Consider the following 7,404-nt stretch of genomic DNA (forward strand, 5'->3'; position numbering starts at 1 on the left):
CGGAGGATCCGGCGCGGCGAGCGGGCCGTGCGGCCGGAGCCGCGGCCGGAGGAGCCCCCGGAGCCGGGCGGGGAGCCCGGGCAGGGCGGGCTTCCCGTGGACGAGCGTCCCGTTTTTGGGCGGGACGCCGAGGTCCGCGAGATCCGGCGGCGGCTGGAGTCGGGGCGGCTGGTGACGCTGACGGGGCCCGCCGGGGTGGGCAAGTCCCGGCTGGCCGTCCACGCGGCGGGCGGGCTGCGGGACGCGTTCCCCGACGGGGTCCGGTTCGCCGAGCTGTCGGGGCTGCGCGACCCGGCTGACCTGCCCGGCGCGGTGGCCGCCGCGTTCGGCCTGGAGGCGCGGGCGGGCGAGCCGGCGGAGCGGGTCGTCCTGCGGCATCTGGAGGGCCGGCGGGTCCTGCTCGTCCTCGACACCTGCGAGCATCTGGCGGCGGCGTGCGCGGGGCTCGTCCGGGACGTGCTGCGGGCGGCGCCGGGCGTCCGCGTCCTCGCGACGGGGCGGAGGCCGCTGCGCCTCGCGGGCGAGCACGTGCTGGCGGTCGGGCCGCTCGATCCCGAGCCGGCCGCCGCGATGCTGGTGGCGCGGGTGGCGGCGGTGGCGCCGCGGGCCGCGCCGGACGCGGCGGACGGCGAGCGGGTCCGGGCGATCTGCCGGCGGCTCGACCACCTGCCCCTCGGGATCGAGCTGGCGGCGGGCCGGCTGCGCGCGCTGTCGCTGGACGATCTGCACGCGCGGCTCCGGCATCCGCTGGAGGCGCTGACAGGCGACCACGAGATGGCGGTGTGGCGGCATCGGAGCCTCCGCGCGGCCATCGGGTGGAGCCATGAGCTGTGCGATCCGCGGGAGCGGCTGCTGTGGGCGCGCCTGGCGGTGTTCCCGGTCGACTTCGACCTGGCCGCGGCCGAGTCCGTCGGCGCCGGGGGCGCGATCGGGCGGGAGGAGGTCCTCGGGCTGCTGGCGCGGCTGATCCGCGTGTCGGTCGTGCTCCCCGAGAAGGGCCGGGCCGATCCGCGCTACCGCATGCTCGCCGGGACGCGGGCGTTCGGGCGGGAGCAGCTGGCCCGGCTGGAGGAGGAGGCGGAGCGGCGGCGCCGGCACCGCGACTGGTTCCAGCGGATCGCGCTGGACGGGGCCGACCGGTGGGCGGGCCCGGGCCAGGCCGTCCACTGCGAGCGGCTGCGCACCGAGCGGGCCAACTTCCGGGAGGCGCTGGAGTTCTGCTTCAGCGGCGCGAACGAGGCGCGGGCCGGTCTGGACATGGCGGCGGCGCTCTGGCCGCGGTGGGGCCTCGGCGGGCCGGTCGCCGAGGGGCGGGCCTGGCTGGAGCGCGGGCTGTCGCTGGCGCCGGCGTCGGGGCCGCTGCGGTCGCGGGCGCTGCGCGTCCACGGGTGGCTGGCGAGCCTTCAGGGCGACCACGCGTCGGCGCTGCGGTCGCTTGAGGGGTCCTGCACGGCGGCCGAGGACGCCGGGGACGATCTGGGCTCGGCCCGCGCCCTCCAGTTCTCGGCGGAGATCGCGATGCGCCGGGGCGACGAGGCGGTCGCCGTCCCGCTGTACGAGGAGGCGCTGGCGCGGCTGCGGCGGGCGGGCGAGGACCCGGGCGTCCGCACCTGCCTGTACCAGCTCGCGCTGTGCCACGCGTTGCAGCCGCGGTCCGCGCCGCCGGACCTGCGGCGCGCCCTCGACCTGTGCAAGGAGGGCATGGGCGCCGGGCGGACGAGCGGCGAGCTGTGGTGCCTGTCGTGCACCTGGCACGCCTACGGGCTCTGCTCGTGGCGGCTCGGCCGGGTCCGCGCCGCGGAGAAGGCGGTGCTGGAGTGCCTGCGGCTCAAGCGGCCGCTGCGCGACCGGCTGGGCGCGGGCTTCGCGCTGGAGCTGCTGGCGTGGATCGCCGTGGCGGACGAGCGGCACGGGCGGGCCGCGCGGCTGATCGGTGCGGCCCGCCGCGCGCTGGACGGCGCCGGGGCGTCCCTCACCGCCTACGTCCGGATGGTGGTGTTCCATGACGCGGCCGTCGCGCGGATCCGCGCGGCGCTCGGCGCCGACTCGGCCGACCGCCTCGTGAAGCAGGCCGCCGCGCGCCCCCTCGACCACATGATCAGCGAACTCCTCGGCGATCCCCCGCCCCGCGGCTAGGGGGTTTCGTGGGTTTTGGCGGCGGTGGCGGCGTCGGGGTGGATGGGGAAGACCTTGTCGAGGCCGACGATGCCGAGGATGCGGGCGGTGTTCGGCGGCACGGCGGCGAGGGCGATGCCGGCGCCGGCCGCGACCGCGCGGTTGCGGGCGGCGATGAGGGCGCTGATGCCGCTGGAGTCGCAGAACGTCAGGTCGGTGAGGTCGAGGATGAGGAGCCGGCCGGGGTCGAGGGGGACCCGCCGCACCTCCTCCCGCAGGCCGGAGGCGGTGTTGAAGTCCAGGTCGCCGGCGATCCGCAGGACGGGGCCGGCCTCGGAGGCGTGCACGGTGATGGCGAAAGGAGTCACGGCGTGTCTTCGTCGGTCGCGGCGCCGGAGCCGGGGACGCCGAGGGCGAGCAGTGCGGTGTCGTCGTCGAGGCCGTCGCCGAAGCCCTCCAGCAGGCCGGTCAGCGCGGTGACGACATGGCCGGCGGAGGCGGCGGTGAGCCCGGCGGCGAAGTCCCGCAGGGCGTCGTCGCCGAACCTCTCCCGGCCGGGGCCGATGCGGGCCTCGGTGAGCCCGTCGGTGTAGAGCAGGAGGGTCTGGCCGGGTTCGAGCGTGGTGGCGGCCTCGGCGAAGTGGGCGTCCGGGAGGACGCCGACCAGCAGCCCGCCGGTGGTGGGCACGGGGTCGGCCCGGCCGCCGCCGATGACGAGGGCGGGCGGGTGCCCGCCGGACGCGAGGCGGACGGTGACCGTCCGGCCGTCGTCGCCGGGTTCCAGCACCCCGAAGATCGCGGTGCAGTAGCGCGGGTCGCCGCCGCTGTACCGCTCGTTCAGGACGGTGTTGAGCGTCGTGAGCGCCACGGCGGGGTCGGGGTCGTGGAGGGCCGCGGCGCGCAGCGTGTAGCGGGTCAGCGAGGTCATCGCGGCGGCCTGGGGGCCCTTGCCGCACACGTCGCCGAGGAAGAACGCCCAGCGCTTGCCGTCCAGGGGGAACAGGTCGTAGAAGTCGCCGCCCAGCCGGTCCGGGGAGGCGGTGTGGTAGTACGAGGCCGCCTCCATCCCGGGGACCTCGGGGAGGGTGCTGGGGAGCAGGCTCTGCTGGAGGGCGGCCAGGGCCTCCTTCAGCCGGCTCCGGTCCTGCTCGGCCTGCCGCTGCGCCTCCTCGGCCTGCCGCTGCGCCTCCTCGGCGTCGCGCTGGGCCCGCTCGGCGGCCTGCCGTCCGCGCAGCAGTTCCTCCTCGTAGGCGCGGCGCTCGCGGGCGTCGAAGACGGTGGTGCGGATCAGCAGCGGCTCGTCCGCGCCGCCGTACTTGATCACCGAGGTGACCAGGCACGGGAGGCGGTCGCCGTGCGCGGTCCGGAGCTCCAGGGCGATCCCGCTGATCTCGCCGCGCATGCGCAGCAGCGGCGCGAAGTGGGTCTCGTGGTACAGCCTGCCGCCGACGGTGAGCAGGTCGCTGAACCGCATCCGCCCGACGACCTGGTCCCGGGTCAGGCCGAGCCAGCCCAGCAGCGTCTGGTTGATCTTCGCGACGGTGCCGTCCATGAGCGTGGACAGGTGGCCGCAGGGGGCGTTCTCGTACAACTCACGCTCACTGTCCTCCAGAAGGGCGGTGAACGCGGCGTCGGCGGACGCGTCACCGCCGCCCGCCCCGGCCGTGCCGGGCACCCGCCCGACGCCGTCCATCACGGCCGGGTCCGCAGGAACCCGGCGATCGCCGCGGCGGTGGCCTCGGGAGCGCTGAGCTGCGGGCAGTGGCCGGTGGCGTCGAGCGTCACGAGGGTGCTGCCGGGGACGGCGGCGTGCACGTAGGCGCCGACCTCCCGCGGGGCGATCACGTCCTCGGAGCACTCCAGCACCAGCGTCGGGACCTTGACGTCCGGAAGGTCGGCGCGGGAGTCGGACAGGAACGTGGTGCGGGCGAAGACGCGGGCGATCGCCGGGTCGGTCGCGCAGAAGCCGTCGGACAGCTCCGCGGCGAGCTCCGGCCGGTCCGGGTTCCCCATGATCACCGGCGCCATCGCGGACGACCAGCCCAGGTAGTTGGACTCCAGCGAGGCCATCAGCTCCTCGATGTCCGCGGCGCTGAAGCCGCCGCGGTAGCCGTCGTCGTCGATGTAGCGGGGCGAGGGCGCCACCATGACGAGGGAGGTGATGCGGTCGGGCGCCGCCGCGGCGGCGAGCACCCCGATCATGGCGCTGACCGAGTGCCCCACGAACGCCACGTCGCGCAGGTCGAGCTCCTCGCAGACGTCGAGGACGTCGCGGGCGTAGCCGTCCAGCGAGCCGTAGCGCTCCTCGCTCCACGCCGACAGGTCGGAGCGGCCAGAGCCGACGTAGTCGAAGAGGACGACCCGGTGCTCCGCCGCCAGCGCGGGGACCACCAGGCGCCACATGTTCTGGTCGCAGCCGAAGCCGTGCGCCAGCAGGACGACCGGCCCATCGGGGCGGCCGGTCACCACCACGTTGTTCCTGTCGCGGACATCCATGGCATATCTCCACATCAGCGGGCACAGCCTCTTAACCAGGGGAAACCGGCTTCCTGTACCCATGGTGCCCGGAGGCAAACACACGAGTCCCAGCGCCCCCACGGTCCCCGCGCCGCACGTCCGGCGCCCCGTGCTCGTCCGTCGGCGACGCTCGAACGAGAGGCATTCCTTGCGAATGGCTTTCGCGGATGCCTTCTCGCAAGAAATTCGTTAGATCGCGGAAGCGATAGTGAGAATCTCCAGAAAGGGGTCGGCGCTCACGCGGTCAGCGGGCGGAGGCGGTCTCCGGCGCGCTGGTGGGCCGCCTCGGCGGATCGCCGGGGCGGAACGGGACCGGACGCCTTCAGCGTCTTCAGCACGGGCGCGGTCTCCAGCGCGCGGATCGCGTCGAGCGCGCCGAGCCGGTGGGTGAGGTAGTGGTGCAGGTCAGACGGCTCGCGGCACAGGATGAGCGCGACGAGGTTGGTCGGCCCGGTGGTGGCGGCGACGAAGGCGAGTTCCTCGTGCCCGGCGAGAGTGCTCGCGACCTCGTCCAGGTGGGCGGGGACGACGGACGCCCACAGCAGCGCCTGGGTGGTGATGCCGAACACGGCCTCGTTGATCTCCACGTCGAAGAAGATCGCGCCGCTGGACTGGAGGGCGGCGAGCCGCCGCGCGACCGTCGAGGACGACCAGCCGGTCGCGGCGGCGAGGTCGCCGAGGCCGGCCCGTCCGTTGCGCTGGAGCGCGGCGAGCAGGTTCCGGTCGGCGTCGGCGAGCGCCGTCCTGGCCGGGCGCAGGTGGACGCCGCCGGGCGACTCGACCCGGCGGCGGAGGCGGTGCTGCTGCTCCTCGGTGAGCGCGGCGGTGTGCCCGCGCCAGGCGGCGGGGCCGCCGAGGTAGGTGTGCAGGAGGCGGTGCGCGGAGACGGCCGTGATGCTCGCGGTGCGGGGGATGTCGCGGAGCAGGAGGGAGTGGTGCCCGTCGCCGTCGTTCAGGGTGTCGATGATGGAGAAGATCTCCGTGCCGCCGGAGGTGAGCCGCACCCAGGAGGTGTCGGGGCGGCGGGCGAGGCCGTGCGCGAGGTCCTGGGCGGCGTGCGGGCTCGCGGTGAGCCGCACCATCCACTGGGCCTGGCCGGCGCGCTGCGGGTCGGGCAGGCCGACGACGCGGAGCGAGGCCTCGCTGCTGAGCCGCCCGTAGCGGCGGGCGACGGTCTGGGTGGACACGCCGAGCACCGCGGCGATCCGGCTGAACGGCGCCCGGCCGTCGATGCGGAGGGCGTGGACGATGCCGCGGTCGACGTCGTCGAGCGGGACGGGCTCGCGGCCCGTCCGGGCCGGGCGGGCGGCCGGTGGCGGTTTCGGCAGTGATCGGCCGGCTGGCAGGCGTGACATGCGTTCCCCCGATGGTCGCACGTTGCAGGTCGCACGTGGCTGGTTGCACGAGCAGAGCGCACGTGGCTGGTCGCACGTGCGCGGGCGGTACCGCGGCCGGCGCGTCCGTCAGACCCCCTGTGAACGGGCCGACCGCACGATTCCCATGGTCATGGGAATTCCGAGATCCCCACAAGGGCGATAAGCGGCCACCGCTGGCCATTGTCGGCCATTTCTCGTGCTTTTATCGCCCCGGAAACGAGCGTGCGGAACGCCGCGACCGCTGATCATCTACGGCGTTCTCCACGCTCGGTCCGGTGGTGATTCCACTCAGTTCCGGATCACCGGATCACTCCCGGGCGGAGATGGCGTCGGCGGGACGGGCGAGCATGGCGAGGCGGGCGGGCAGGGCGGTCGCGGCCAGCGCCAGCAGTCCCGCACCGGCGAGCAGGCCGAGGAAGGCGAGCGGCGGGACGTGGGGGCCGCCGCCGGTCATGCCCTCGCCGAACGCGGTGAGGGTGGCGAGCGCGATCGCTCCGCCGAGGACGGCGGCGATGAGCACGACGGCGAGGGTCTCCAGGGCGAGCATCCGCATGACCTGCCGCCGGGTGGTGCCGACGATGCGCAGGAGCGCGAACTCGCGGGCGCGGTCGGCGGTGGACATCGCGAGGGTGTTGACGACCGCGATGGCGGTGAACGCGATGATCAGGCCCATCGCGACATAGTTGACCTCGGCGTTCGCCGCCGCCTTGGCCTCGGCGAGGGCGGCGGGCGTGGTGGCGGGCAGGTGGGTCGCCACGGGCAGCGTCCCGGCGACGAGGAGCGTGCCGCGCGGGTCGTCCACATGGGCGGCCAGGAGGTCGCGGGAGACGGTGAGGTCGCCGAAGCCGAGGCCCCGGTCGTACACCGCGATGACCTTCGGTGCGATCGGGGTGCCGTCGCCGAGGGTGAGGCGCAGCGTGTCGCCGGGACGGACGTGGAGGCGGCTCGCGGCGGTCCGGCTCACGGCGATCCCGGACGCGTCCAGGCGGTCGAGGGAGCCGTCCCGGACGCCGAGGTCCATGGTGCGGCCGAGGCCGTCCGGGGTGACGCCCTGGACACCGTAGTTCTCCAGCCCGACCCGGACGGTGCTGCGCAGCACCTCGGTCACGGCGGTGACGCCGGGCGTCCGGCGGATCCGCTCGGCCGTCCCGTGCGGGACTCCCGGGCCGAGGACGTGCGCGGCGAGGGTCCCGTCGGCGGCCTGCCGGGTCGCGGCGTGCCCCATCGTCGTCTGGACGAACAGGATCGTGGCGGTCAGGCCCAGCATCAGCGTCAGCGGGGTGATCACGGACGCGAGGCGGCGGGCGCCGGTGCCGAGGTTGGCGGCGGCGAGGTCGCCGCCGACGCGGAGGCGGCGCAGCGGGACGCCGAGGGCGGCGGTCCCGGCGCGGGCGAC

General features: G+C 75.4%; 6 protein-coding genes. 1 reads left to right on the forward strand and 5 read right to left on the reverse strand.

From position 1 onward, the window contains the following. A partial coding sequence (locus tag E1300_RS45820) for an ATP-binding protein (protein WP_207400360.1) occupies window positions 1–2,136 on the forward strand: 2,136 nt, incomplete at its 5' end. Here the strand turns inward: E1300_RS45820 and E1300_RS45825 are convergent. From E1300_RS45825 to E1300_RS45845, 5 genes are all read right to left on the reverse strand, one after another. Next, window positions 2,133–2,483, reverse strand: coding sequence for an STAS domain-containing protein (locus E1300_RS45825; RefSeq protein WP_131763543.1), 351 nt, complete (start codon window positions 2,481–2,483; stop codon window positions 2,133–2,135). The two genes, E1300_RS45820 and E1300_RS45825, sit on opposite strands and share 4 nt — an antisense overlap. Then, window positions 2,480–3,808: a SpoIIE family protein phosphatase gene (locus E1300_RS45830; RefSeq protein ID WP_131763547.1), complete on the reverse strand. Its 1,329-nt coding sequence runs from the start codon at window positions 3,806–3,808 to the stop codon at window positions 2,480–2,482. The genes E1300_RS45825 and E1300_RS45830 overlap by 4 nt, the downstream gene beginning before the upstream one ends. Then, a complete protein-coding gene (locus E1300_RS45835; protein WP_131763544.1) occupies window positions 3,808–4,611 on the reverse strand; it encodes an alpha/beta fold hydrolase in 804 nt (267 codons plus the stop codon). Before E1300_RS45835 ends, E1300_RS45830 begins: the two co-directional genes overlap by 1 nt. 257 nt (window positions 4,612–4,868) lie before the next feature. Continuing rightward, window positions 4,869–5,987, reverse strand: coding sequence for an Lrp/AsnC family transcriptional regulator (locus E1300_RS45840; protein WP_131763545.1), 1,119 nt, complete (start codon window positions 5,985–5,987; stop codon window positions 4,869–4,871). A gap of 328 nt (window positions 5,988–6,315) precedes the next feature. After that, on the reverse strand, window positions 6,316–7,404 hold a 1,089-nt coding region (locus tag E1300_RS45845; RefSeq protein ID WP_131763546.1), incomplete at its 5' end, for an ABC transporter permease.

This window comes from Actinomadura fibrosa (assembly GCF_900659615.1).
GTDB lineage: Bacteria > Actinomycetota > Actinomycetes > Streptosporangiales > Streptosporangiaceae > Spirillospora > Spirillospora fibrosa.